Genomic DNA, 26,454 nt, shown 5'->3' on the forward strand with positions numbered 1-26,454 from the left:
ATGAAACGTAGAGATTTTCTCAAAGCCGCAGCCGGTGGCGCCGCCGCACTCTGCAGTGCCGGCAGTGCGGAGGCTCGGCCCAACAAGGAGCCGCTGGAGAATGCCATCGGCATCCTCTATGACGCGACCCTCTGTGTCGGTTGCAAGGCGTGTGTGCGGGCCTGCAAAGAGATCAACGGTCTGCCGCCGGTCATCATGGGTGAGGATGTGCAGTACGATGCCTCACGCGGTGTTTCCGGTTCCACCTACAACGTGATCAAGGTGTACAAGAACGGCACCTCGGAGGCCAAGGATCGGGAGATCGATGGCTTCTCGTTTGCCAAGAAGAGCTGCATGCACTGTGTCGATCCGGCCTGCGTCTCCGGTTGTCCGGTTTCCGCGCTGACCAAGAATCCGGTCTCCGGCATCGTCCAGTACAACGCCGACACCTGTATCGGTTGCCGCAACTGCATGGTGGCCTGTCCCTTCAGTATTCCCCAGTACGAGTACCATGACGCCAAGGGGCAGATCCAGAAGTGCCTGTTCTGCAACCAGGCCGGGGTGGAGCGCATCTCCCAGGGTCTGTTGCCGGGCTGTGCCGATGTCTGTCCCACCGGGGCGACCCTGTTCGGTACCCGCAAGGAGTTGCTGGCGGAGGCCAAAAAACGTCTCGCCAGCAAGCCGGGCGAGACTTACACCTACGCCAGAGGCCGGGCGTCCGACGAACTGCATACGCATGAGAAGGATGCGCCAGCCTATCAGCAGCATATCTATGGTGAGCACGAGGTGGGCGGTACCCAGGTGATGCATATCGCCGGCGTGCCGCTGAAAAAGCTGGGTATGCCGGAACTGCCCGAGCGCTCCTACGCCTCGATCGCGGAAGGGGTTCAACACACGCTCTACAAGGGCATGATTGCACCGGCCATCGCCCTGGCGGGGCTGGCCTACGTGGTCAAGCGCAACACCAGTAAACCGGACCAGGATGACCCTGATGGTCAAAATAGTCGTCGTCCCGGGCCTGACAATGATAGAGGTGAACCATGAGTGAACATCAACCGGTGGAGGGTAAGATTCTTACCCTGCCATTCATGTTCCTGGGCGTGCTGGCTGCGATTGGGCTCTATTTCCTCGGTGTGCGTTTTACCGATGGACTGGGTGCGGTCGCCAACATCAACTCCGGTTATCCCTGGGGTATCTGGGTGGTCTATGACGTGGTGGTGGGTACGGCCCTGGCCTGCGGCGGTTACGCCCTGGCCTTTGTCATTTATGTTTTCAACAAGGGTAAATATCACCCGTTGATCCGGCCGGCCATCCTGGCCAGCCTGTTCGGTTATGCGCTGGGTGGTTTTGGCGCCTTCTTCGACATGGGGCGCTACTGGCAGTTCTATAACATCGCCATGCCCTCCAACTGGAACTTCAACTCGGTCATGCTGGAGGTGGGGCTCTGCGTGATCACCTACATCTTCGTGCTGTTTATCGAGTTTGCTCCCGCCCTGCTGGAGAAGATCGGCGCGAAGAGTGCCCTGCGCTGGCTCAACAAGGTGCTGTTCTTCTTTATCGCCCTGGGTGTGCTGTTGCCCACCATGCACCAGTCGTCGCTCGGCTCACTGTTGATCATCATGGGCTCCAAGGTGCATCCGCTCTGGCAGTCGCTGCAGTGGCAGCCGCTGATGGCATTGTTGACCGCCCTGACCATGGGCTTCTCCATTGTGATCTTCGAAGCTTCCTTTGCCGCGGTCGGTTTCAACCGGCGTCCCGAGACTCCACTGCTGGCACGCTTGAGCAAGGCGATTATCTGGCTGATCTCAGTCTTCCTGGTGGTGCGTCTGGCGGAGCTGGTACTGCGGGGTAAACTCGGCTTTGCCTTCGCCGGTGATCTGGCGGGCAATATGTTCCTGCTGGAGATGGCACTGTTCATCTTCCCGCTGGTGGTGATGCTCTCCCGTGGCCGTCGTGATAATGCGCGACTGTTGCTGTTCGCCGCGGTCTCGCTGCTGTTTGCCGGTGCCCTGTACCGTTTCAATGCGTTCCTGATCGCCTATAACCCGGGCCCCGGTTACAGCTACTTCCCCTCGGTCCCCGAGATCATGGTGACCGTGGGTATCGTGGCGATTGAAATCATGGCCTATCTGGTCTTCGTTAAGAAACTGCCCGTTCTGCACTCTGCTGAACATGCGTAAGGCAGAACAGACATTCCTTAAGTAGGAGAGAATATTGTGGCTACTCGTATAACTGTTGATCCCGTCACCCGTATCGAAGGGCACCTGCGTATCGATGTCGAGGTTGAGGATGGCAAGGTCAATAATGCCTGGTCCTCGGGCCAGATGTGGCGCGGCATCGAGAAGATCCTGGTGGGGCGTGATCCGCGTGACGCCTGGGTCTTCACCCAGCGTATCTGCGGTGTCTGCACCACGGTTCATGCGCTCACCTCGGTGCGCGCGGTGGAGAATGCACTCAATCTGGAAGTGCCGCTGAATGCCCAGTTTGTGCGTAACCTGATTGTGGCCGCCCAGGCGGTGCATGACCATATCGTCCATTTCTACCACCTCTCCGCGCTGGACTGGGTGGACGTGGTGTCGGCCCTGGATGCCGATCCCAAGGCCACCGCCAAGCTGGCGGAGAGCCTCTCCTCCTGGGGTGGCAACGGACCCCACGAAATGCAGGCGGTGAAGGACAAGCTGGCGTCCTTTGTCTCCAGCGGCCAGTTGGGACCGTTCGCCAACGGCTACTGGGGACACCCGGCCATGAAACTGCCGCCGGAAGTGAATCTGCTGGCGGTTGCCCACTATCTGCAGGCACTGGAGGTGCAGCGCTACGCCAACAAGATTGTCACCATCCTGGGCGGCAAGACGCCGCATATCCAGAACCTGGCGGTTGGTGGAGTCTCCAACTCCATCAACCTGGACAGCCAATCCACCCTGAACATGGAGCGTCTGCTGGCGATCAAGGGCTGGATCGACAAGCTGGCCGATTTCGTACACAACGTCTACCTGGTAGATGTGCCGGCCGTCGGCGCCTTTTATCTGGACTGGGCCGGTTACGGCCAGGGCGTCACCGACTACCTGTCGGTGCCGGACATGCCGATCGACACCAAGGGGACCCAGTTCGCCCTGCCGGGTGGTTATATCACCGGTGGCGACCTGAGCACCTTCAAGCCGATCAGCAGCTATCAGGATGCACTGTTCCGCGACGGTGTGAAGGAGAGTTCCAAACATGCCTGGTATGAGGGCGATGCGGCACTGCACCCGTGGGAAGGCGAGACCGAACCCCAGTACACCGACTTCCAGGACGAGGGCCAGTACTCCTGGATCAAGTCGCCCACTTTCTATGGCAAACCAGCCCAGGTTGGTCCGCTGGCCAACGTGCTTTGCATGGCGGCGGCCGGACATGAGTCCACGTCCAAACATCTCAAGACCGCCATGGGCACCCTGAACGCGGTGGCGGGACAGGAGATTCCGCTGGCGGCCCTGCACTCCACCATCGGTCGTCATGCGGCCCGTGCGGTGCGCACGGCAGTAATGCTGGACAACATGAACGAGCAGTGGAACATGTTGGTGGAGAATATCGGCAAGGGGGATACCGACACCTTCAACCAGCCGGTTTTCCCCAAGGGCGAGATCAAGGGCTTCGGTTTCCACGAGGCACCGCGCGGTGTGTTGTCGCACTGGGTGGTGATCAACGATGGCAAGATCAAGAACTACCAGTGCGTGGTGCCCAGCACCTGGAACGCCGGCCCACGTAACGAGAATGACGCCATGGGCCCCTATGAAGCCTCCCTGATGGGCAACCCGGTGGCCGATCCGGAGCAGCCACTGGAAGTGCTGCGTACGGTGCACTCGTTTGATCCCTGTATCGCCTGTGCCATCCACCTGGTGGATACCGAGCAACAGGAGATCATCAAGGTCAAGGCGCTCTGAGCATCTGAAACTCTGAGAGCATCTGAACAGTGCTGGATGCCTCCTTCCCTCTCTCCCTGTCCGGGGAGAGAGGGTTTTTTCCAGGATGGAACATTGGCCCGCCAACAATGGGTGTCGATGTAGGTTGGGGTGAGGAACGAACCCCAACACGCTGATGCATACGCCTGAAATCTTGTTGGGATTCGCAGGCTCATCCCAACCTACGGGCTCTGGAACCGGCAAAAAGCAAGTACCGCGAAGAACGCGAAGCACGCCAAGGAAAACCGATTCCTTTACTTAATCTTTGCGCTCTTGGCGCTCTTGGTGGTTATGTATCCCATTGCATCTGCAGTTTGTTTCCGGGGCGTAGTGGTGGAAGAATAGTGACGATCAATGTATCCAGAATCCGCGATTGGATACCCAAGCTGGAGACGATATGAGCGTAGTGGTGATTGGACTGGGTAATGTGCTGCTATCCGATGAAGGGTTGGGTGTTCGCGCTGTTGAACTGCTGGAACAACGCTATAGCCTGCCAGAGTCGGTAGAGCTGATCGATGGCGGCACCTCGGCCATGGATCTGCTCAACCCGCTCAGTAACAATGAACACGTCATCATCGCCGACTCGGTCAAGACCGGCGCGCCGCCCTGCACCCTGGTACGCCTGGCGGATGACGAAGTGCCGAAATTTTTTCAGACCAAGATTTCGCCCCACCAGATCGGCCTGTCCGACCTGCTGGCGCTGTTGACCGTACAGGGTCAGGCGCCAAAGAAGATCACCATCATCGGCATGGTCCCGGAGTCGCTGAAAACCCATATTGGCCTGAGCGACGGAATCAATGCCAAAATGGATGAGATGGTGGAACTGCTGGCAGATGAACTGCGATCGCTTGGCATTGCGATAAAACCCAGGCAGGATGGCGTCCGGGGCTTCTGGGCAGAAGCGGGTCAATAGAGAGAAACAGACAAGGTTGGATAAACATGTGTATCGGTATTCCAATGCAGGTGATCGAGCAGCGCGATCTGATGGCGCTGTGCCGTGGACGCGGGCGTGAAGAGATGGTCAATACCATGCTGATCGGTCCGCAGGAACCGGGCACCTGGATTCTCAATTTTATCGGTTCGGCTCGTGAAGTACTGACCGAGGCCGAGGCGAAACAGACCAATGACGCCCTGGATGCGCTGGAGCAGATCATGAGTAGCGACGGAGAGGTGGATGTGGATAGCTACTTTGCCGACCTGACCGATCCCAACCGCAAGCCCGGCAGCTTTCCCAACGACCCGAGTTGATAAACCCATGACCCGATCCGCCTTTTTTGCCGCCGACCCGGCAGCCGAAATCACCCGTGCCTTTCGCCAGATCGAGCAGAGCCAGATGCAGGGGTTGCCGGTCTGCAATGATCGGCTGACGACGGAGATTGTCGGGCTGCGTCGATTTGAACAGTACTGGGCCGGCGCGCTGATCACCCCCTGGACTCTGCAACTGATCCTGTTGCCGGCGACTGCCGAGGCCGAAGAGTTGGCAGAAGGTGATCACCGGACTTTTGTGTTTCCCCAGGGGAGCGTTGTATTCATGGCTTCGGAGAACTCCGATCTGGGGGTCTACCTGGCCTGTTCCCTGATGTCGCCACTGCACGATTTCCCCTCCCAGGAGGCGATCAGAAGCACCACCGAAGAGGTGATGACGCTGCTGTTCCAGCCCCCGGCGGAACAGCCGTCCGGCGAGTCGGTGAAGGTGGCCATGCCGGGGCGGTTGGATATTGAACGGGAGGCAAAATCCGTGGAGAAAAAAAGCGGCACCCGGCGTGATTTTCTCCGCGGCATGATGAAATAAGTCACCGATATCTTGGGCGCGCGGTCAGCGCTCTGGCCGGTCGATCCAGAGGATTGGGGGAACCTGCCATCAACGCAGCAGTCTCACGGGTAGATAAGCGCGCGGATGATCAGGGACTATGCAAAACATAACACGCAGGAAATTTGTTCTCGCCTCGGCAGGTCTGTTGGCCGTCTATACGGTACCTACGCTAAGCGCGTTGCGGCCACTGACACCCCGTCAGACCCCCGGTCCTTTCTATCCCAAACAACCGCCCCTGGATAATGACAACAACCTGGTCCAGGTTGCCGGTCACGGTACATCAGCCCAGGGACAGATCACCGATCTGTACGGACGAGTTCTGGATCGCAACGGCCATCCGTTGGATGGGGTTCGCGTCGAGATCTGGCAATGCGATAACAACGGGCGTTACCACCATCCGAACGACCGGGCACGGCGACCGCTCGACCCGGGGTTCCAGGGTTCTGGGCATACCGTGACCGACAGTGAAGGGCGCTATCGTTTCCGCACCATCCATCCGGTGCCTTATCCCGGGCGCACGCCCCACATTCATGTCGCCGTGTTCCCGGAGGGACGCGCCCCCTTCGTCACCCAATTCTATGTCGCGGGCGAGGCCAGAAACGCAGATGATTTTCTCTACCGTGCGATCCCGCAAGAACGCCGCCACCTGGTAAGCGTCGATTTCAGGTCGGTGGAACTGAGTGATGTGCAATGGATGGCCGAGAAGGATATTGTTCTTGAAGTCACCCCTGCCTGAATCAGCGGTTTACAAACACCCCCCGCTATTGCCGGGGGGTGTTTAATGGGCAGGGCTATTTTTTTGCTCTGTCCCGATTATATGTTGGTCTTGTTTTGGCTTAGCTTGGCAATTCGCCGCGAATTCGGCCCGGGGCGGGCCTCCTACAGGTCAAACCCCTCTCCGGCGGCCAAGCGTAGCAGTAGGAGTGGCTTCAGCCGCGAATTTCGCGGATAAATCCGCTTCTACAAAAAGGCCACTTCTCATGCACCAGGTAACTGGGACATAGCCTATTTTTTGACCACATCTCTATAGGCGTGCCAGGAGGCGTGAGCCACGACTGGGAATCCGATGGCAAGCCCCACATACAGTGTGAAGAAACCGCCCACGATCACCAGCACAATCAATCCGGCCCAAACCAGCATCGGTACCAGGTTAAAGCGGAAAGCCTCGAAACTGACGCGCATGGCGCTCATGACATCCACATCCTCGCGATCCAGCAGCATGGGAACGGAAACCACGCTGAAGGAGAACACGGCCAGTGCGAACATCGCGCCCACCAGGGTTCCGACGGCCAGCATCGGCATATTCTCCAGCGAGAACAGATAGGGAATGACGTTTTCCATGGTCGGGGTGATACCGCTGTTCATCAACATGAAGATCAGGCTCGCCGCCAGAAACCACGCGATGAAACAGACCGCCATGGCCGCGCCCATGGTACTGATGGCGAAGCTGTGTTTGCCAATGGCGCGCAATGCGTGCATGAAATTGGCAGTTTCGCCATTTTCAACACGGCGGCTGACCTCGTACAGACCCAGGCCCAGGGCTGGTGCCACCAGGAAAAATCCCCCGAGTAGTATCGGCAGTAGATAGAAAAGTCCGGTCGCAACCGTGCCCAGCGTGAGCAGGTAGCTGGCGATGGTAATCAGTACCCCATAGCCGATACTGGTGGCTGGAGTGCGTTTCAGATCCTGCCAGCCGGCGACCAGCCAGCGCCAGGGATGGTCGGTGGTGATGTCCTCAACTTGAGCGAGCTTCCGGTGGTCGGAATAGGTACTCAAAATGGTGTGACTCATGGTTCACCTCCAGCGTATTCGAACAGTGCAGGAATGATAGTTTTCCTACTGCCAGAGTATAGCAGTCGGATATTGAACCATGCGCCCGTCCGGGATCGAGCTGGTGAATGTGATTTCCCAGATGGATCACTCTTGGGAGATAAGTTCGGCAACCGGCGCGGCTGAACACAGCGCCTGGGAAATTGAATCTTCATCACACTCTCCTCATTCACATGCTCAAAACAGTGCACAATGGTAAATTAATCCTTTACTTCATGTTTTCTATGAATATAATTCACACTCACTCAGAGTGTTGATGGATCAATGCTGCTCCCGAGCTATCCGTCTTAACCCAAACCCCGTTCACTCTTGGATTTCACACTGTTGTCTGTTAATCCGTCGCTCTTTTTCGCGATTTGGGTCTGGAAGTGTGCGGGTTTTTATCGGAATCAGGAGGATTCTGGTGTCTGGCAATATATTGGATTGGTATGTACGACTGGTATTTCCGTCGCTGGGGCTGGTCTGTTTTACGGCGATGGCTGATCTCTCGGCACCCTCCGCGTTAAATCAAGAGCAGTTGCTGCAGGACCAACGTCAGGAGGCTCTTGAAGAGCGCCTGCAGCCGAAGCCTGGCGATGTTCGTCTCCTCTCCTCGCCAAAAACCGACACGAATGACTTTCCCTCTGAATCACCCTGTTTTCCTGTTTCGGCCGTTGTTCTGGAAGGTGAGGGTAAGCGCATCAGACAAATATTGGGGACGCTACGTCAGCAGGCGGTTGGAAGATGTCTGGGAACCCGGGGTATCCATCTGCTGATGACGCGAATACAGAACCGGCTGATTGAGTCCGGTCTCATAACCACCCGGGTGCTGGCGCCCAGCCAGGACCTGACAGAAGGGGTGCTGCGCCTGGTAATTGTGGCGGGGACCGTCAGCGATATCCGGTTTGCAGCGTCGAGCCGGAGTGACATCAATCTGGTCACCGTACTTCCTCTTTCCCCCGGGGAGCTATTGGATCTGCGGGATCTGGAGCAGGGACTGGAAAATCTGCAACGGTTGCCTGGTACCGAGGCCGGTTTCCAGCTACTGCCAGGTACATTGCCTGGTGAAAGCGTGGTGACCGTTGACTGGCAACAGGAGAAACCGTGGCGAATGGCACTGACCCTGGATGATGCGGGGTCGGAGCAGACCGGCAAATATCAGGCCGGGGCAACCCTGTTTCTGGACAATCCGTTGGGACTGGGTGATCTCATTTATCTGTCTGGTGGCAAGGATGTCCTGAATGACGGAGGGCGGGGCAGCGACAGCCGGCAGATCCACTACTTCTTGCCGGTGGGGTATTGGTCGTTGGGCCTGACCGCAGACCGCTATGACTACCAACAGACGGTTGCCGGTGCAGTGGTCGACTACCAGTATCGCGGGGAGAGTGAACGATACAGCGTTCAGCTCGACCGGGTGTTCTATCGCAACAGCAACGCCAGGACATCACTCGCACTGCAGATCAGCAAGCGACGTTCAGACAACTTCATTAACGAAGTGGAAATTGCCCTGCAACACCGTAAAAGCGCAGCCTGGCAGCTTGCACTCAAGCATCGGCAGTTTTTTCAGAAAAGTACACTTTCGCTGGATTTGGCGTACAGCCGGGGCACACGCTGGTTCGGTGCGGAACCGGCTCCGGAAGAGGCGACGGGCGAAGGGACCGCGCTGGCCAGAATCTGGTATCTGAATGCCCTGTATCAATTGCCTATCAGGATGGGGAAGCACGCATTGCGTTACCAGGCAAAGTTTCGTGGGCAGTGGAGTGAGTCACCGCTGACACCGCAGGACCGGTTCTCGATCGGCAGTCGCTGGCATGTTCGCGGTTTCGACGGGCAGCGTTCGCTTTCGGCAGACCGGGGCTGGTCGCTGAGCAGTGAAGTGGCCTGGAAAATCCCCCGGCAGGATCATGAACTCTTCCTGGGGATTGATTTTGGCCAGGTCGCGGGAGGCGGCAGTGAGTTGCTGCCCGGTACCAAATTGGCCGGTTCGGTGCTGGGCATGCGTGGCACGCTGGCCAGTATCGGTTATGAAATCTTTATAGGTACGCCGCTGAAAAAGCCGTCTGGCTTTCATACGGACAATACCAGTTTTGGATTCAGTTTGAACTGGCAGATATGAGGGCTGGCGAATATGACCGGTAGAGTCTTGCATCTGATAGCGCCGATACGGGGTGACGTTGTCAACGAGGCTGAGGTACTGGGTGCCGCCGTCTGGCTCTGGATGCATTCGGCGCGTCATCGAACTCTGTCGCTTCAGGCGTTGCAGGGGATGCTGCTGCCGGCCATCAGGGCTGGTCAGTATGTCCTGGCGATCGAGGCCGGACGTCCGGTGTGCTACATGGCCTGGGCCTGGTTCGATGCCGAAGCGGAGGCGCGATACCTGGATGATCCGGAGCGGCTGTTTGACCAGAGTGAGTGGTCATGTGGTGATCGCTTCTGGGTTATTGATTGGGTGGCGCCGTTCGGCCACAGCAGGAGCCTGCGCTATCTGCTGGATGAAGATCTGTTGTCGCACAGCTGTTCGCGGATTCTGTGTCGAACGCACAAAGGCCGTGTCGGGCGGGTACTGCAGCATCGCGGTCGGCGTGTGACAGTGGCGGAGGCCAGAGCCTATTTCAGGGCAAGACCGCCAGGTAAGGCTGATGGGGCGGAAGGCGAAGCAATCAGGGTGGTACAGGTATAAACAGGGATAAATCAGAGGTGAACAGGGATGAATAAGCACCGTTATCGAATCATTTTCAACAAGGCCCGTGGCACCTGGATGGCGGTTGCGGAGATCGTCAGATCCTGCGGCAGCTCAGCCTCTCCCGTGGTGAATGCTAATGGTGGCGCAAGCGCGGTTAGACGTTTTCTCTGCACTCTGCGGCCGGTCAATTTTGCACTGTTCACGATCTTGGGAATGGTTCATGTCCCACTGTCCCAGGCCGATATCGTTGCTGATGGAACCGCCCCGGCAGCGAAGCGGCCGACTGTCACCCACGCGGCCAACGGCACGCCGCAGATTAATATCCAGCCGCCGGATGGGTCAGGCCTCTCCCATAACCACTACACGCGTTTCGATGTGGACTCACAGGGGGTGGTCCTGAATAACGCCCGGGTGCCGGTCAAGACTGAGCTGGCGGGATGGGTCAACGGCAATCCCAATCTGGCCGGCGGCAGTGCGCGGATCATACTCAACGAAGTCAATGCGGCCGATCCCTCCTATCTGCGTGGCTTTGTCGAGGTGGCGGGTGACCGCGCACAGGTGATCGTGGCCAACCCCGCTGGCATCACCTGCTCCGGTTGCGGCTTCATCAATGCCAACCGCGCGACCCTGACCACCGGCAGTCCCCAGTTTGATCAGGGTGCGCTGGCCGGATTTGGTGTGCGGAGCGGGGAGATTGCTATTGAGGGTCAGGGACTGGATAGTCGTGGCGTGGATTACACCGATCTGATTGCCCGGGCCGTGACGGTCAATGCGGGTATCTGGGCACAAAATCTCAATCTGGTCACCGGTGCCAATGATGTCACTGTTGAAGGCAGTTTACGCGGTGTCCATGCCGTCGCCGGCGCGTCCCCGGCATTTGCCATCGACGTCAAGGCGTTAGGCGGCATGTATGCGGGAAAGATTCTGCTGGTCGGTACGGAGCAGGGCGTTGGGGTGCATAATGCCGGCCTGATCGGCACATCGGTGGGCGATCTTGTCATTACCGCCAATGGCAAGCTGGTCAATCAACAACAGATAGAATCGGCCGCCGGCCTGTCGATCGACGCCGTGGGGGTGGACAACCGTGCGGGCACGATCCTGTCGCTGGATGATCTCACACTGACAGTGGATGCCGTGGATAACAGCGCCAGCCTGATCCATTCCGACAGGATCCTGACCTTGCGGGCGGGGACCCTGATCAACAATGGACGAATCCAGGCACTGGAGGAGGTCAATCTGCATGCTGATCAGATCGACAACCGGGAGGCCGGCGTGATCAGCGCCAATGCAACCAAACTCATCGCAACAGAGCAGCTGGTTAACCGTGGACTTGTGGATGGCGTCACCACGCGGATCCAGTCCGACCGGCTCGACAACATCGGCAGTGGTCGCCTGTATGGTGATCAGCTCGCTATTGCTACCCGGCAGTTTACAAACCGGGAATCCAACGGCAGTGCGGCCACGGTTGCCGCCAGAAACCGGTTGGATATCGGTACCACGGAGCTGATCAACCGTGAAGGTGCCCTGCTGTTAAGTGCGGGTGATCTGCATATCGGAGGCAATCTGGACGAACTGGATCAAGCCGCCGGCAAGGCAAGTATCATCACTAATCAGAGCGCCACTATCGAAGCACTGAGTCAGTTGCATGTTGCTACAAGGGAGCTCCACAACAACAACGCCCACTTCACCAAAGAAGAACTGTCGGTGCTGGTGGATGAGCCCCATTTTGAACAGCAGTGGATAAACCCTGAGGACTACTACGCCTATGATTTTCTGCGAAATATTTCCGAGGAGGTGATGACCGGCAGTGATCCCGCCAGATTGCTTGCCGGTGGTGACATGATCCTAGAGGTGGACGAGCTGATTAACGACAAAAGTCATATTCTGGCTGGTGGCACACTGAATGCAGATCTTGGTAGCCTGGAGAATCGTGAAGGAGTGCTGGAGCGGCGGGTAGAAGACCGCGGTGAAGTGTGGTTTAGTTGGATCGAATATTGCGGTTCCCTCGGTAAAAGCAAGTGCCGGCGCGAGACGCCACACACGCCCTACGCCCCAGCAGATACTATCACCAGTATCACTCTCCCGATAGCGCGTTTTGAAGAGCATGCCGGCGAACCGGGCAGTGGTACCCTGATCGATGCCCTGACTGTGGCGGGCAGTAGCACCGGTGGCGGATTGATCCAGCTCCCGAACAGCGGACTGTTCCAGGTCCATCCTGAACCGGCACATCAGCGGCTGATCGAAACGGATCCCCGCTTTGCCGGTTACCGGCAATGGCTCAGCTCCGATTACATGCTGGATCAGCTCCAGCTGGATCCCGCCGCCACACAGAAGCGTCTTGGTGACGGCTTCTACGAACAGCGTCTGATCCAGCAGCAGATAACTCAGCTAACCGGTCTACGTTATCTGGCCGGTTATCAGAGTGATGAAGAGCAGTACAAGGCGCTGATGAACGCCGGTATCAGCTTTGCCCTGGATTATGATCTGAAGCCGGGTATCGCACTCAGTGCCGAACAGATGGCCCAGCTCACCAGCGATATTGTCTGGCTGGTGGAACAGGAGGTGATGTTGGCGGATGGCAGTCGTCAGCCGGTTCTGGTGCCGCAGCTTTATGCCGTGCTCGAAGCGGGGGATCTGAATGGACAGGGTGCCCTGCTGGGTGGACAGCATGCCGTGCTTGATCTGAGGGGTGATCTGCTGAATGAAGGTACCCTGTTAGCCGACCGGTCCCTGAGCCTGGATGCGTCCAATATCAACAACCGACGGGGCACAGTCGCCGCGGAAACCTTAGCCTTGTCGGCTGAGCGGGATATCAGCAACAGCGCCGGCCGGATGCGGGCGGAGAACCGCCTTGTCCTGCAGGCCGGGCGTGATATCTCGGTGGCAGCTGCTACTCGTGAAAGCGTCAACCGGATCGGTGCGAGCCGGTTTGAGCGGCTGCATCTGGATGGTATCGGCACGCTCCAGGTGATGAACCCAGACGGCATCCTCACGGCCGCTGCCGGTCGTGATATCAATCTCACTACGGCCCATGTCACCAATAGTGGAGCAGGAAGCGCCACCATGCTCATGGCTGAAAACCAGATCAACCTCAACACCACGGTCACGCGGAAGCGTGAGGCCATTGTCTGGGATGCGCGTAGTTACCTGACTGAAGGCCAGACCCGGGAAGAGGGTGCGTTGATCGAGACTGCCGGGGATTTGGTGATGCAGGCAGAAGCCGATATCAATGGCCGTGCCGCCACGTTGCGCAGCGCCGGGGCGTTGGCGGTGAATGCCGGAGGTGACATCCACATCAACGCCGGTGTGGATGAGCAAGTGTGGAATCGCCGCCAATATATCGCCAAGAGCGGGCTCTTCTCCTCCAAACAGACCATCGACGAGAGCCGCTCCACCGTTCGCCGCGTGGAGGGCAGTACCCTGAGTGCCGATCAGATCAATCTGCAGGCCGGACAGGATATCACTATCACCGGTTCACAGATTGTCGGTACCGGTGATGTTACCCTGGGTGCCGACAGGGACATCGTCATCCGGAGCGGTGAACAGACGACGTCCAGTTACGGCTATCACCAGGAGAGAAAATCGGGACTGATGACCAGCGGTTTTGGTATCACCCTGGGCAAACGAGAGATCAGTGATGAACTGGATCAACAATCCAGCATGGCTATTGCGAGCACAGTTGGCAGTATCGAGGGCGATATAACGCTAACATCTGGCACCAACTTCAGCCAACGCGGCAGTGACCTGCTGGCACCGACAGGAAGCGTGAATATAACCGCCAGGGATATCGAGATTGTCGAAGCACAGGATAGCATGACCACCCGTACTGAAAGCCGCTTCAAACAGTCGGGCCTGACCTTGAGTCTCTCCAATCCCGCTATTGATACGGCGCAGACAGTACACCAGATGTATAAGTCCGCGCAGCGCACCGATGACCCGCGCCTGCAGATGCTTGCCGCCGCCACAGCTACGCTGGCGGCCAAGGACGCCTACGACCAGGTCAAGGCCGGGCAGGGCAGCACCATCAATGGCCGTGAAGGCCAGATCAAAACCGGTGAGACCCAGCCGGACGGCACTTCCGGAGCGCGTGATACCACGGCCATTGATAAGGTTGGGGGCGTCAGTCTCAACATCAGTGTAGGTAGTAGCAAAAGCCGGAGCTCCAGCCGAATCGAGACCACCAATGTTGCCAGCTCCACTGTCCAAGCGGGTAGTGATATCACCCTGGCGGCAGCAGGTGACGAGACGGAATCATCTATCCTCGTACGTGGCGGTTCGATCAGTGCGGGACGGAATATCATGCTTGATACCGAGCGTGGGATTGATCTCCTGTCCGCACAAAACAGCTACACCCGGAATGACAACAACAAGAGCAGTAGCGCCAGTCTGGGCGTCAGCCTCGGCCTGGGTAACGATGGTGCGGGACTGGCGGTGACCGCCTCCGCTTCACGCACTCATGGCTATACCGATGCCAGTGATCTTACTCATACCAATACCCGCGTCATCGCCGGTGAAACGGCGAACATCCGTTCTGGCAAAGAGACCAGGATCGAAGGTGCCACGCTGGAGGGGAAACAGGTCATTGCCAACATTGGTGGCAACCTCCATATCGAAAGCCTGCAGGATCAAAGTCACTACGACAGCAAACAGCGGGACAGCAGCGGTAATCTGTCGGTGGGCCCAGGAATATTCAGCGCCGGCATTAACAGCAGCAAAACGAATGCCCGTGCAGTATATGCCAGCGTTAGGGAACAGTCCGGGGTCCGTGCGGGCGAAGGCGGCTTTGATGTGAATGTCCAGGGTAATACCCGGCTTGTTGGCGGCATGCTGGCAGCCAGTGGTGAGGCCGTCAAGGGAGCAGGAAATCGCTTCACGACCGGTACACTCACGGCATCGGATCTTGAAAATATTGCGACCGCCAGCGCCAAGTCGGATGGATACAGCCTAAGCAGCGACATGCTGACCCAGGGCAAGTACGGTATTGCCAAGGCCATTATTACCAAAACTCAGCTTGATTCCGAACTGGATAACAGCTCACGTGGAGAGAGCCGCAGCATCGTCAGCAATGGCGAAGTTCATATCACCAATGAGGCCGGACAGCTTGAACGTACCAGCCTGACAATCGGGCAAACCATCACCCTGCTTGATCGTGATGCAGACAAAACCCATAGCGCGGCACGCAAGCAGGATGCAGAGAATCTGCAGAGGAGCGTCGAGGCAGAGCGGGAAATCAAACAGATGGTCTACACCACGGCGGTGAAATTTACCGATGAGACCTATCGTACAATATTTATCAAGGAGCACCCCTTTTACGAAATATTACGTAATGAGGCGGGGCAACCGCTCATTGATCCGAAAACAGGAAATCCGGAACTGAGACTGCTCTCCGAAACGGAAAAACGCAATCTTAAGCCGGGCAGGGATGGCAAGGTAATCGTGTTTCCCAATGGTATTTTTAACGACGAAGCGGCAGCAGGCAGCTATGCAGTGCAAATGAGTGAGGCGCCCGTGGGCGATCCGGTGTATATGATTTACTTCCCCGAGGCGAACAATGCAGTGTCTGAGGTCCTGGTAGCGGGCTATCAATACTACCTGGAGAGTTCCGCGCTCGGAATATCCAGATCCTCCGCGGAAGTGATTGATGTCATGCGTCGGTATGGTGAAAGTGGCCTCACTCTTGTGGGACACAGCCGGGGTGCGATGACGATCGGGAACGCGATGGAAGCACTCGAAGCAGAACCGGGTTCGAGGGGAAGCCTGCTGGATACCGACATCAAGTTTGTTGGGCCGGCCTACAGCGCCCAGGAGGCGGCTAACAGGCTGGATAGATTGAGCGATGGTTTCAGTTCAGGTGTGGAGTTGCAAAATCACGCGGATGATTTTGTCGGGACTTTAATCGGGAAAAACCCGGCGACCTATGATAATCGTCCTGCTGGGAGCAGTGCATTGACTGAAACGCTAAGGCTGTTTGGCGATGCGCCCACTGTGCATAGTTGTTATGGGACCGGCAGTGCGAGCGATATGTGCAATGATGATTATGGTAAAGCACCAACAATTAACATCCAAGCAGACATAAATATACTAGAGTAAATCATGAAGAAAATATTAGTTTTTTTAGTGATTTTTCTTTCATCGTGTGCCAAGCCATTTCAGCCAGTGGCGCCAGGTTATACATTCTGGTCAAAGCCCGATGCAGGTGAACTAGAAGTTAAGAAGGCAATGCTGGAATGCGGTAAACCATCTCCAGATCCAACTGTTCAGATGTACAATTTCGCATATGATCTCAAAGATGATGATGAGCAATTAAATCATTACATAATGACAAATAGGTGTATGGAATCAGCTGGATATACTGATAGACATACAACTGCGGAAAAAAGTTGCTTGAAGTATCCGGAGCGTACGTTATTACCTGCCTGCCAACCCAACGCAATAATCCCCACACCCAGCGTTGAGCGCAGACTGAACAGCTGGTACTGCAAAATCAAAACGGACTATCAATACTGCCTGAAACATGCCGTGAATCCGCCGGCGTGCAATCCAGATGGCTACAAAAATCCACCTCCCGAGTGTTTGCCGTAATGAATAGGCCTGTAACGATTCGCTTTGTGACTGTCGTCAAAAAAACCTGCGCCAAACGGGGTTTGTACTTATCTGATTAGAAAATGGCGTGCTTGTTAACGGGGGCGCGCTGCTTGACCGTGATGTGGATAAGGCCCGTAGGGCGGCACAAAAACAGGACGCAGGGAGTATGCAGAGGAGCGTCGAGGCGGAACGGGAAATCCAACAGATGGTTTATTCCACATTACCTGGAGAGTTCCGCGCTCGGAATATCCAGATCCTCCGCGGAAGTGATTGATGTCATGCGTCGGTATGGTGAAAGTGGCCTCACTCTTGTGGGACACAGCCGGGGTGCGATGACGATCGGGAACGCGATGGAAGCACTCGAAGCAGAACCGGGTTCGAGGGGAAGCCTGCTGGATACCGACATCAAGTTTGTTGGGCCGGCCTACAGCGCCCAGGAGGCGGCTAACAGGCTGGATAGATTGAGCGATGGTTTCAGTTCAGGTGTGGAGTTGCAAAATCACGCGGATGATTTTGTCGGGACTTTAATCGGGAAAAACCCGGCGACCTATGATAATCGTCCTGCTGGGAGCAGTGCATTGACTGAAACGCTAAGGCTGTTTGGCGATGCACCAACGGTACATAGTTGTTATGGGACTGGAGATGCTAGTAGAGGGTGTAAGGATAGATATGGCAAAGCTCCGACTTCGAATATTCAACCAAATAAAAATAGGAATTAATAAATGATGAAAGATATATTTATCATTATTATCGTGGTATTACTTTCTGCCTGTGCTAAACCATTTCAACCAGTTGCTCCTGAATATAAACGTTGGACTAAGCATGGTGCAACTGAACTTGATATCAAGAAATCCTTGTTAGAATGTGGCGTGCCTTCTGTCAACCCTACAGTGAAAGTTTATGAATTTGCTTTTGATCTCAAAAAAGATGAAGAACAATTAAATAAATTTTTTTTAGAAAATGCTTGTATGGAAAAGAGTGGTTATATAGATCGTTGGGGAAGTGTCAAAGAATCATGTCAGATGTATCCTGAACGAAAATATTACCCCGCCTGCCAACCCAACGCAAAAATTCCCACCCCCAGCGTTGAACGCAGACTGAACAGCTGGTACTGCAAAATTAAAACGGACTATCAATACTGCTTGGAACACGCCGTGAACCCGTCAGCGTGCAATCCGGAAGGCTACAAAAATCCACACTCCCGAGTGTTTGCCGTAATGAGTAGGCCTGTAACGATTCGCCTTGTGACTGTCGTCAAAAAAAACTGCGCCAAACAGGGTTTGTACTGATCGGAATTGAAAGTGGCGTGCTTGTTAACGGGTGCGCTTTGGTAACACAAAAATGAAAGGGAAATCAGATGAGAAGAGTCTTTGTAGGTGTAACGTTAACAACCCTGTTGACAGGCTGTCTGACAACATCAGGCGTCTATAAGTTAAGTGCTGTCGATAAGCAGGGGAGACCGGTCGCTACTGAATTCAACTTGATCGCGCAAGGTGCGGGTATCTACAGTATGCGCAACGCGCTATGTGCTGCCTATCCTGGGTCGACGGTATACATAAAATCGACTTCGGATGGTGACAACCTCGATAGCGAGAGTCCCTACCAGTGCCGATGACCCGCTTGCCTTAAACAGGATGGATGCCCCGAGTCTGAAGTAAAGATTAGTTGTTGGACAGCGTGAGCGTTTTGTATCTATTCTTAAAACTGGCGGGATACGAAAAGGGTTATTTTTTGGACTGGTGAGTACGCTGTCTGGATTTTCTCGTCTACAAAGAGATACATGCCCATGAAACTGCTGTTTGTCGGGAGCCGTTCGGCTCAATCCGCTGCCTCCCTAGCGGCGCTGCTGGAGAGTAATGCGCCCCCCGATATGCTGTTTATCGATGGTCCGGACAGTGGTGGATTAGGAGTGGACGGGCGTCTGCCGCCGCTGATCACAGCGGAAGATCAAGCCGGGGTGTTGGAGCTGGCTGCCGCGCACGGCATTGCGGCAACCAGCGGATCATCACAGCAACTGCAGCAGATTGTCCAGATCGACCGTCCGGAGCGGGTGCTGGTCTCCTGCTATCCGCACCGGATATCACCGGCACTGCTGGAGGGTGTGCCGCTCGGCTGGCTGAATATCCATCCCTCGTTGTTGCCGGATTATCGCGGTGTTAATCCCATTTTTTGGCAACTGCGCGATGGGCAGGCCAGTATCGGGGTGACCCTGCATCGAATGAACCGGTTGCTCGATCTTGGCCCTGTAATCGATCAATGCAGTTTTGCGCTGACTGATTTTCCGGACTATATGGAGATCTGTCGGCGTGTGGGGCGTTGCGGGGTGGGGCTGTTTCTGGCGTATCTGGAAAACTACAGCAAGGGTTGGTCCAATGAGTCCAAGCAGGATGCGGAGTCGGGTAGCCGGCAGGGCCATCCCCGGCCGGAGGACTTCGCGATTGACCCCGACTGGTCCGCTCGACGGGTAGTGCGATTCGTGAAGGGGGTCAGGGGTTTGGGCGTCCCCTTCCTGGAGACGCACGCCGGTCGCGATCCGATTCAGGACGCGTCGCTTGCCGCGAGCGGTCACTCGGCACAACCTCTGCCGGGTGAGCGGCTGATTCACTGCTATGATGGTAGTGTGGTGCTGCGCGTCTTAACGAGGAGGGGTGGTGAGTCGTCCGATCAAAATTCCCGTGGATAATTACCAACTGGTTGAAACCTGCCTGCAGGAACAGCTACCTGGCGGCACGGTCCGCTGTGGACTCTGCTCCTGGCGCTGTAAGCTGAGTCATGGGCAGCGCGGATTCTGTCAGGCTCATGTCAACCGCAATGGTACTCTGTATAACCTCTCTTACGGCATCCTCTCGTCGATCGATGTCAATCCTATCGAGGCCAAACCGGTGCGCCATTTTCGACCGGGTACCCGGGTGCTCTCGGTAGGCAGCTACGGCTGCAGTTTTCGTTGCGGCGGCTGCCACAATCTGGAAATCTCCTGGGGCGTGACGGCTCTGGATGAACTGGCCAGAGGGGCTTCCACCGAGGCCTTTATCACCCCGGACGAACTGGTCCAGGCGGCCCTGCGTGAGGGTGTGGAGGGGATCGCCTTTACTTACTCGGAACCGGCGGTCTGGTTGGAGTACATACTGGATGTGGCTCCGCTGGCGCATCAGGCCGGACTCTATACCGTCTATGTCAGCAACAGCTTCATCACCCCGGAGGCGCTGGTTCGGGTGGCCCCGCATATCGATGTGCTCTGTTCCGACATCAAGAGCCTGCGGGATGATTTCTATCACGAGATCTGTCCCACCGCTCGGGTCGAGCAGGTGCTCAGTGCCATAGAAATGGCCCAGGAACTGGGGATTCATGTGGAGACGAGAACCAACGTGATCCCGGGCAAGAATGACGACAGGGAAGAGCTTTACCGCATCGCCTGTTGGGTGCGTGATCACCTGGGTGAAGAGAGCCCCTGGCACATTACCCGCTTCTTTCCTGCCTACAAGTTGTCACATATTCCGCAGACTCCCGTGGAGACCTTGTGGCAGGCGCATGCGGAAGCGCAACGGGCGGGGTTGAAAAATGCCTATGTCTATGCGGATACCGGCTGTGACTGCGCCAAGGAGAACAAACCCCTTCAGGCCTATTTTCCGGAAAAATCGCTGCAGCTGAATGCGGTGAAAAAGTGCAGCGCCTCCTGTTGCGGAGAGGAGGGTGTGCTGTTGAAAAAGTATGAGTAGTCTTTTGGTACAGGGTAATTGACTATGAAACGAATGGTTGAATGTGTGGTGCTCAAACGCAAGGCAGAGGGATTGGACAAGCCACCGCATCCGGGTGAACTGGGCAAGCGAATCTATGAGAATGTCTCCAGGGAGGGTTGGCGGCAGTGGCTTGATCGTCTGGTGATAATCGTCAATGAAAACGGCCTGAGCACCGCTGATCCAAAAAATCTGTCACTGATTGAGCAGCATATGCTCGGTTTTCTGTTTGGGGAGGGCGATTATGGTCAGCTCCCGGCAGGCTATCGTGCCGGTGGCGGTAAGAAGTAGCGGGACCGTTTTCAGTTATTCAGCAGGGGATCGATAGTAATCTCCAGCGCGCAATGGGCGTTGCGCAGGGCCTGCTCCGCAGCTTGCGGCGTGTCGGCGGCGCTGTAGATAAAGCCGAGATAACTGGATGCTTCCGGCAGGGTCTCAACGACCTGTCCGGACTCCATACTGATACGGATATCGGTAATGTGTGGCAGTGTCCTGATCTCCTGTACGCCGTTGATACGACGCAGGACACCGGCGCGGGGGATGGGGATCATTAGTACGCCCGATGCCCCCGACCGCCGTTCGACAGGCAGCGGGTTACCCATCGCGGCGGCCAGTACATACTCTTCCAGGGGGCGTGCCAGAACCGCATCCAGGCTCCTGCTGCACTCCCCGCCGATGGTGCGGGAGGCGATTTCCAGAATCCATACCTGATTTCCATCAATTCTAAGCTCTGCATGCACCGGCCCCTGGTGCAACCCATAGACACGACAGGCATCCGCTACCGTCTGCCTGATGCGCTGCTGGATCGCCTCAGGGAGTCGCGAGGGGGTGATGTAATAGGTCTCCTCAAAATAGGGCCCGGTGAGCGGGTCTGGTTTGTCAAACAGGGCCAGCAGTGTGAATACCCCTTGTTGCAGGAGTCCCTCCAGGGCGACCTCCTGACCCGGCAGGTAGCGCTCGATCAGCAGGGTCTGGCGTTCAATGGGGTTGCTTAGCGGCGCAATAATCCGGGCGATGGTCCGACACGCCTGGGCCGCTTCATCCGGATCGTTGGCGCGGATCACGCCGCGACTGGCGGAGAGACTGACCGGTTTCAGCACCACGGGGTAGGGGAGTCCCTGCAACTGGGGCGCGATCTCCCGGGCAAGGTCCAGCTGCCAATGCTCCGGCACGGGCAGTCCCGCGGCCTGCAGCTGTCTGCGTGCCAGGTCCTTTCGGTGGCTGAGGGTGGCGGAGGCGATGGAGTTGGTGGGCAGCCCCAGGCGGGTGGCGATTCGTGCCGCCAGTTCCACGGTGCTGTCGTCACTTGCGACCACTCCACTGAACGGGGTGGTCTGCGCCTGGGCGATGATGGCATCGAGTAGTGCCGAGGGTTCTGTAAAGTCGCCCTGAATGCCGTCGGCCACTTCACGGGTCAGTGAATAGCGGCTGTCGGAAACAATGGTCAGTGATACACCCAGCCGTTCTGCCGCCTTCAGATAGGGGGCCAGGCGATAGCTCTGGCCCGGGCTGATCAGCAACAACCGGGACTGCATCTGCGTCAGGTTCAGGCACAACCCCCGCCGCCACCCCCGGAGGCACCGCAGCCGCCGCAGCCGCCGCTCCCGCCGATGTTCTGGAACACATTGCGGAATACAATGCTGCTGTTGAGCCCTTGCGTCTGATAATCCACCTCGACCCCTTCCAGAACGCCCAAGGCCACCGGATCGACAAAGATCTTCAGTCCATCCTGCTCCAGGACGCAGTCGATCTCCTGGGGACTCTCCACGAAGGTCAGGCCATAATTCATACCGCTACAACCCCCGCCATAAATGAAGATGCGTATGCCGACGATGTCTTCCTCATTCTGGACCAACTGGATCAGCTGATCCCTTGCCTCCGGTGTCACACGTACCTCATCGGTGATCTGGTGACTGAACGAGGCCTTCTCTTCGGTTCTTTCCCGTTGAAATAAACCCATAATTAATCTCCTGCGCGGATATTTAAGAACATAACTAACTTGCCTGGTATGACCATGGATCGGTGTATAGGTTACAAGCTAGCACGAATTCGGCTGCATACAACCGGGTTTCGGCTGCTGTTTTCGCTCACTCTGTTGAGGCTTCCCGATCCTGGGGGGTGGTGATTATTCTTGTGGCAGGTTTTCTATGTGCACACCGCGTTGCCGTGTCCGTGATTAACGGGCGTTGACGGCCAACGCAGATCATTTGAATGCGATGGTATTCTTATTATTAACCAGCCACGCATTTGACGACATAGCGCAATAATTGTTAGTATTCTAAATTATTCATATTGAATGAAATTATTTAAAATGAATAATAATCAATATGTTATATATTGTTGCTGTGTACATTCCTGTTAAATCAATTTTGATACACAGCATATTTTGTTTAAGTGGTACAGCACGTGGAATCAACATAGTCCACTAATCAATTCAATCGCTTGGCTCTCTATCCGCGGGCAAGTGACAGGTTGTGAACCAAGCAGCCACCTCATCCGGAAAGTGATAACTATATGCAGCAATCGCCTGTCAAGGTTCAAGTAAAGAATCTATTCAAGATCTTTGGAAAAAACCCGAAGGAAGCGCTTCGTCTGGCCAGGCAGGGTGTGGATAAAGAGACCGTTTTTGAAAAGACCGGTCATGCGGTGGGTGTTAATAACGCCTCCTTCGATGTCAAGGAGGGCGAGATATTTGTCGTCATGGGGCTGTCCGGCTCCGGCAAATCGACCATGGTGCGCCTGCTCAACCGGCTGATTGAGCCCACGGCGGGTGAGGTGCTGGTGGATGGCCGGGATATCGCCTCCATGACGGATGAAGAACTGCGCGATCTGCGGCGCAGGGACATGAGCATGGTGTTCCAGTCGTTTGCGCTGATGCCGCACCTGACGGTATTGCAGAATGCCGCATTTGGGCTGGAACTGGGTGGTACTCCGTTGAATGAACGTCTGCAACGGGCCGAAGAGGCGTTGCAGCAAGTGGGACTGGATGCCTGGGGCGAGAGTTTTCCGCATGAACTTTCCGGCGGGATGCAGCAGCGGGTCGGCCTGGCCAGGGCGCTGGCCAACGATCCTTCCGTGCTGCTGATGGATGAGGCGTTCTCCGCGCTTGATCCGCTGATTCGCTCCGAAATGCAGGATGAGCTGCTCAATCTGCAGGAGACCCGTCAACGCACCATTATATTTATTTCCCACGATCTGGATGAAGCCATCCGCATCGGTGATCGCATCGCCATCATGGAGGGCGGTCGCGTGGTACAGGTGGGGTCGCCAGATGAGATCCTGCGCAACCCGGCCGATGACTATGTGCGCTCCTTCTTCCGCGGGGTGGATGTTTCAACGGTGTTTACCGCCGGTGATATCGCACGCAAGACCCAGGTCACTGTGATTGAGCATGGTGGTATTGGTGCGCGGGCGGCACTGGAACGATTACGGCAGCATGATAGGGAGTACGGCTATGTGATTGATCGGGGACGGCGCTTTGCCGGGATTGTCTCGGTTGATTCCCTGAAACAAGAGCTGCAAAACGATGACCCGCACCTGAAGAATGCCTTCATACCGTCGGTTGAAACGGTACAGCAGGATGCTTCGCTGGGCGACCTGTTTGGTCCGCTGGCCCAACACGGCTACGGACTGCCCGTGATATCCAGCGACGGGCGTTATATCGGCACGGTGAGCAAGGCCACCATGCTGGAAACTTTGGACAGGCAGGCCAGGTGATTGAATTATGAGCAGTGAGAACAGCAGTAATCCCTGGGCCGCCTCCGGAAGCAGTGACAACGTCGTCGGTACGCCCACACCCGATACATCCGCTGCCGCGCCCGCGGCCAATCCCTGGGGGACGGGTGCCCAGGCACCCCAAGAGCCGACGGCCAACTGGCTGGATACGCAGCAGGCGCCACTACCCGAAGATGCTTTCAACTGGCTCGACCCCTTTGCCCAGAAACTGATCCCACTGGATATCTGGGTGGATCAGGGACTGGAGTGGCTGGTGGATAATTTCCGTCCGGCTTTTCAGGCGGTGCGCTGGCCGATTGATGCCACCCTAACTGGAATCGAATCCGCCCTGCTGGCAGTGCCATCCATTGTCATGATCATCCTTTTCGGTCTGATTGCCTGGCAGGTGAGTGGCCGACGCCTGGCGTTGGCGACGGTAGGCTCTCTGGCATTTGTCGGCCTTATCGGTGCCTGGCCGGAAGCGATGGTAACCCTGGCGCTGGTGCTGACCTCGGTCTTTTTCTGCATTCTGTTCGGTCTGCCGACCGGCATCATGCTTGCCCGCAGTGACCGGGCTGAATCCACCCTGCGACCAATTCTGGACGCGATGCAGACCACCCCCGCTTTTGTCTATCTGGTACCGGTGGTGATGCTGTTCGGCATCGGCAATGTGCCGGGTGTGGTGGTGACCATTATCTTTGCCCTGCCGCCGCTGATCAGGCTCACCAACCTGGGCATCCGGCAGGTGCCGGCTGACCTGGTGGAAGCGTCCCGCTCATTTGGTGCGTCACCCCGCCAACTGCTGTTCAAGGTACAGCTGCCACTGGCCATGCCCACGATTATGGCGGGTGTGAACCAGACCCTGATGCTTGCCCTCTCCATGGTGGTGATCGCCTCCATGATCGCCGTGGGTGGACTGGGACAGATGGTGCTGCGCGGTATCGGCAGGCTTGATATGGGACTGGCGGCCGTCGGTGGTGTCGGCATCGTGCTGCTGGCCATCGTCCTCGATCGCATCACCCAGGCGATGGGTGAGCAGGAGCGCAAGCAGCCGGCGGCACGCTGGTATCAGACCGGGCCGCTGGGTTTTGTCATGGGCCTGCGCAAGTCCGGTAACAAGTCACAAGCCAACCCGCAGTAGGGCTTGGCGGAGTACCTAGAGTTAAGAACAATGAGGAAGATTATGAGACTGAATAAATTGAAGAGGATGCTACAACTGACCACCGCAGCAGCGGTGCTCTGTCTTGGCGGAACCACTCTGGCAGCAGATCTGCCGGGCAAAGGCGTAGAGGTTCAACCGCTGAAGAGTTCCATTGCCGAAGAGACCTTCCAGACCCTGGTGGTGATGAAGGCGCTGGAAGCACTGGGTTACGAGGTGAAGCCGATCAAGGAGATCGAATACGCCGCCGGACATATCGCTATCGCCAATGGCGACGCCACTTTCCTGGCGGATCACTGGGATCCGCTACATGTGGATTTCTACAACAAGGCCGGTGGCGACGAAAAGCTCTACCGTGAAGGGGTCTACTCCGGTGGTGCGTTGCAGGGTTACCTGATCGACAAAAAGACCGCCGACAAATACGGCATCAAAAATGTTGCCCAGTTGAAGGACCCGAAAATCGCCAAACTGTTCGACAGCAACGGTGATGGCAAGGCGGATCTGGCCGGTTGTAACCCGGGCTGGGGCTGCGAAAAGGTCATTGAACATCACCTGGACGCCTATGGGCTGCGTGATACCGTGGTCCATAACCAGGGCTCCTACGGCGCCATCATTGCCGACACCATTGCCCGTTACAAACAGGGTGACTCCATCTTTTACTACACCTGGACGCCCTACTGGGTGAGTGGTGTGCTGGTGCCGGGCAAGGACGTGGTCTGGCTGCAGGTGCCGTTCTCCAGTCTTCCCGGTGCGCGTGAAAATGTGGACACCAGCCTGCCGGATGGCAGCAACTATGGTTTCCAGGCCAACACCCAGCGCATTATTGCCAATCGCGCCTGGGCAGAGGCCAATCCGGCGGCCGCGAAACTTTTTTCCATTATGCAGTTGAGCAATAACGACATCAGTGCGCAGAACCTGCGCATGCGTGACGGTGAAAAGAGCGCCGCCGATGTCGAACGCCATGCGGACGCCTGGATCAAGGGGCATCAGGCGACGTTTGATGGCTGGATTGCCGAGGCGAAGAAAGCCGCCATGTAATCGAA

22 protein-coding genes are annotated in these 26,454 nt (G+C 56.6%); 19 read left to right on the plus strand and 3 right to left on the minus strand.

What is annotated here, in order from left to right; genetic code table 11:
* The 7 genes from hybA (at position 1) to ACHZBF_RS03025 (ending at position 6,463) form a co-directional block, all read left to right on the plus strand.
* Positions 1-1,023, plus strand: coding sequence for a hydrogenase 2 operon protein HybA (gene hybA / locus ACHZBF_RS02995; protein ID WP_321527636.1), 1,023 nt, complete (start codon positions 1-3; stop codon positions 1,021-1,023).
* A complete protein-coding gene (hybB, locus tag ACHZBF_RS03000; protein WP_321527637.1) occupies positions 1,020-2,159 on the plus strand; it encodes a Ni/Fe-hydrogenase cytochrome b subunit in 1,140 nt (379 codons plus the stop codon). Before hybA ends, hybB begins: the two co-directional genes overlap by 4 nt.
* A gap of 36 nt (positions 2,160-2,195) precedes the next feature.
* The gene (locus ACHZBF_RS03005; RefSeq protein WP_029132834.1) at positions 2,196-3,896 is read left to right on the plus strand and encodes a nickel-dependent hydrogenase large subunit; all 1,701 of its coding nucleotides are present in this window, start codon (positions 2,196-2,198) and stop codon (positions 3,894-3,896) included.
* A 415-nt stretch (positions 3,897-4,311) separates the two neighbouring features.
* Complete coding sequence (locus tag ACHZBF_RS03010; RefSeq protein WP_321527638.1) at positions 4,312-4,827, plus strand: HyaD/HybD family hydrogenase maturation endopeptidase; 516 nt, start codon at positions 4,312-4,314, stop codon at positions 4,825-4,827.
* Positions 4,828-4,853: 26 nt separating this feature from the next.
* Complete coding sequence (locus ACHZBF_RS03015) at positions 4,854-5,162, plus strand: HypC/HybG/HupF family hydrogenase formation chaperone (RefSeq protein WP_029132831.1); 309 nt, start codon at positions 4,854-4,856, stop codon at positions 5,160-5,162.
* A gap of 7 nt (positions 5,163-5,169) precedes the next feature.
* Complete coding sequence (gene hybE, locus ACHZBF_RS03020) at positions 5,170-5,706, plus strand: [NiFe]-hydrogenase assembly chaperone HybE (protein ID WP_321527639.1); 537 nt, start codon at positions 5,170-5,172, stop codon at positions 5,704-5,706.
* Positions 5,707-5,824: 118 nt separating this feature from the next.
* Positions 5,825-6,463 carry a protocatechuate 3,4-dioxygenase gene (locus ACHZBF_RS03025; RefSeq protein WP_321527640.1) on the plus strand — a complete coding sequence of 213 codons (639 nt, stop codon included), beginning with the start codon at positions 5,825-5,827 and terminating at the stop codon, positions 6,461-6,463.
* Positions 6,464-6,732: 269 nt separating this feature from the next.
* On the opposite strand, the gene ACHZBF_RS03030 is transcribed toward ACHZBF_RS03025, so the two are convergent.
* Positions 6,733-7,518 (minus strand): DUF2189 domain-containing protein, encoded by a 786-nt coding sequence (locus ACHZBF_RS03030; protein WP_321527641.1) that lies wholly within the window; start codon positions 7,516-7,518, stop codon positions 6,733-6,735.
* Between the two features lie 442 nt (positions 7,519-7,960).
* On the opposite strand from ACHZBF_RS03030, the gene ACHZBF_RS03035 reads away from it, so the two are divergent.
* The 9 genes from ACHZBF_RS03035 to ACHZBF_RS03075 all read left to right on the plus strand — a co-directional run bounded on the left by ACHZBF_RS03035 (position 7,961) and on the right by ACHZBF_RS03075 (position 20,829).
* The gene (locus tag ACHZBF_RS03035) at positions 7,961-9,652 is read left to right on the plus strand and encodes a ShlB/FhaC/HecB family hemolysin secretion/activation protein (protein ID WP_321527642.1); all 1,692 of its coding nucleotides are present in this window, start codon (positions 7,961-7,963) and stop codon (positions 9,650-9,652) included.
* Positions 9,653-9,664: 12 nt separating this feature from the next.
* Complete coding sequence (locus ACHZBF_RS03040) at positions 9,665-10,216, plus strand: toxin-activating lysine-acyltransferase (RefSeq protein ID WP_321527643.1); 552 nt, start codon at positions 9,665-9,667, stop codon at positions 10,214-10,216.
* Positions 10,217-10,243: 27 nt separating this feature from the next.
* Complete coding sequence (locus ACHZBF_RS03045) at positions 10,244-16,309, plus strand: two-partner secretion domain-containing protein (protein WP_321527644.1); 6,066 nt, start codon at positions 10,244-10,246, stop codon at positions 16,307-16,309.
* A gap of 3 nt (positions 16,310-16,312) precedes the next feature.
* Positions 16,313-16,801: a hypothetical protein gene (locus tag ACHZBF_RS03050; RefSeq protein WP_321527645.1), complete on the plus strand. Its 489-nt coding sequence runs from the start codon at positions 16,313-16,315 to the stop codon at positions 16,799-16,801.
* A 353-nt stretch (positions 16,802-17,154) separates the two neighbouring features.
* Positions 17,155-17,523: a hypothetical protein gene (locus ACHZBF_RS03055; RefSeq protein ID WP_321527646.1), complete on the plus strand. Its 369-nt coding sequence runs from the start codon at positions 17,155-17,157 to the stop codon at positions 17,521-17,523.
* 3 nt (positions 17,524-17,526) lie between these two features.
* Positions 17,527-18,093, plus strand: coding sequence for a hypothetical protein (locus ACHZBF_RS03060; RefSeq protein WP_321527647.1), 567 nt, complete (start codon positions 17,527-17,529; stop codon positions 18,091-18,093).
* A 497-nt stretch (positions 18,094-18,590) separates the two neighbouring features.
* Positions 18,591-19,487: a formyltransferase family protein gene (locus ACHZBF_RS03065; RefSeq protein ID WP_321527648.1), complete on the plus strand. Its 897-nt coding sequence runs from the start codon at positions 18,591-18,593 to the stop codon at positions 19,485-19,487.
* Positions 19,456-20,520 (plus strand): AmmeMemoRadiSam system radical SAM enzyme, encoded by a 1,065-nt coding sequence (gene amrS / locus ACHZBF_RS03070; RefSeq protein ID WP_321527649.1) that lies wholly within the window; start codon positions 19,456-19,458, stop codon positions 20,518-20,520. The genes ACHZBF_RS03065 and amrS overlap by 32 nt, the downstream gene beginning before the upstream one ends.
* A gap of 24 nt (positions 20,521-20,544) precedes the next feature.
* Entirely contained in the window at positions 20,545-20,829 is a 285-nt protein-coding gene (locus ACHZBF_RS03075; RefSeq protein ID WP_273437094.1) for an oxidative damage protection protein, read from the plus strand.
* An 11-nt stretch (positions 20,830-20,840) separates the two neighbouring features.
* Here ACHZBF_RS03075 and ACHZBF_RS03080 read toward each other — a convergent pair whose 3' ends face one another.
* Positions 20,841-22,094: an ATP-grasp domain-containing protein gene (locus tag ACHZBF_RS03080; protein ID WP_321527650.1), complete on the minus strand. Its 1,254-nt coding sequence runs from the start codon at positions 22,092-22,094 to the stop codon at positions 20,841-20,843.
* A complete protein-coding gene (locus tag ACHZBF_RS03085) occupies positions 22,085-22,498 on the minus strand; it encodes a HesB/IscA family protein (protein ID WP_321527651.1) in 414 nt (137 codons plus the stop codon). Before ACHZBF_RS03085 ends, ACHZBF_RS03080 begins: the two co-directional genes overlap by 10 nt.
* 554 nt (positions 22,499-23,052) lie before the next feature.
* On the opposite strand from ACHZBF_RS03085, the gene proV reads away from it, so the two are divergent.
* The 3 genes from proV to proX are packed head-to-tail and all read left to right on the plus strand — an operon-like array spanning position 23,053 to position 26,449.
* The gene (gene proV, locus ACHZBF_RS03090) at positions 23,053-24,255 is read left to right on the plus strand and encodes a glycine betaine/L-proline ABC transporter ATP-binding protein ProV (RefSeq protein WP_029132820.1); all 1,203 of its coding nucleotides are present in this window, start codon (positions 23,053-23,055) and stop codon (positions 24,253-24,255) included.
* A gap of 7 nt (positions 24,256-24,262) precedes the next feature.
* On the plus strand, positions 24,263-25,393 hold the full coding sequence (proW, locus tag ACHZBF_RS03095) for a glycine betaine/L-proline ABC transporter permease ProW (RefSeq protein ID WP_321527652.1): 1,131 nt from the start codon (positions 24,263-24,265) through the stop codon (positions 25,391-25,393).
* A gap of 42 nt (positions 25,394-25,435) precedes the next feature.
* Positions 25,436-26,449, plus strand: coding sequence for a glycine betaine/L-proline ABC transporter substrate-binding protein ProX (gene proX / locus ACHZBF_RS03100; RefSeq protein ID WP_335342943.1), 1,014 nt, complete (start codon positions 25,436-25,438; stop codon positions 26,447-26,449).
* The last annotated feature ends 5 nt before the right edge of the window (positions 26,450-26,454 follow it).

It is taken from the genome of Sedimenticola selenatireducens (assembly GCF_963675335.2).
Taxonomy (GTDB): Bacteria; Pseudomonadota; Gammaproteobacteria; order Chromatiales; family Chromatiaceae; genus Sedimenticola; species Sedimenticola selenatireducens.